The 794-nt window shown below is 47.2% G+C and carries 1 protein-coding gene; it reads right to left on the bottom strand.

The annotated features are described in order from the left end of the window. Positions 1 to 279 precede the first annotated feature (279 nt). Positions 280 to 794, bottom strand: a 515-nt coding sequence (locus R7040_RS25835) for a type II secretion system protein N (RefSeq protein WP_318097486.1), incomplete at its 5' end; no start/stop codon positions are given.

Here is a 794-nt window from a genome sequence, read left to right as displayed (position 1 = left end):
ATACTTGCGTAACTCAACTTGTATCATTAGGCCGTGAATTCCGTTCACGGCCTTTTCTTTTTCCGCATGAGCAGCTTTAACAGTATTTGACCTACCATATACCTAAAGCTAATTAAACTGCACAAAATCACACAATTCCATTAAAATACAACTACTTAATCAATCAGCTTTGTCCCTCGTTTATTTACGTACAGCGAATAGATGGTTTGGCCTACTATGATCCAAAAGTAAAAAGAGCTGCACATTGGCAGCTCTTTTCTGTATTACGTTGGCTCGAGATTAGAATCGGCCTTTGTAGTCAAACTCGTATTGGCCTTGTGCGTTTGGCTGTCCAAGCCATTTCAACTGCTCCCCCATGCTTGATGGGAAATCTGCGCCAGGTTTAAACCACGCTTTCGTTGAATAGCGTTGATTCGGCATCAGTTCCGCTGAAAACGCCGAGGAAACTTGCGTACTGGTTTGCTCACCTGATGCAGTTAGCACGCTATCTTGGCATTTCAAATCAGCAATAACAGGGCCGAGCTCTAAGCTTCCCACTGGACTTTGAATGCCACTGGCACTCCAAACCAATGTGCCTTCACCAGTTTTACACCACGGAGCTGCGTAAGTCGCATGACGAATGTTCAACTCCAGCTGGCCATCAACACCAACAGGCACCGGCAGGCGCGCTTGTTCGACGGCTTTCGATGCCGGGATCGACGCCACCAAATTTTCCGCGTAAGGGCCATCGCTGAGACTGTATCCAACTAAACCTCGACCGCGAATGTTCATATCGCTGCCGCGCCCAAAACGTA

It is taken from the genome of Vibrio sp. 1069 (genome assembly GCF_033340555.1).
This window is presented reverse-complemented; position numbering and strand designations above follow the sequence as displayed.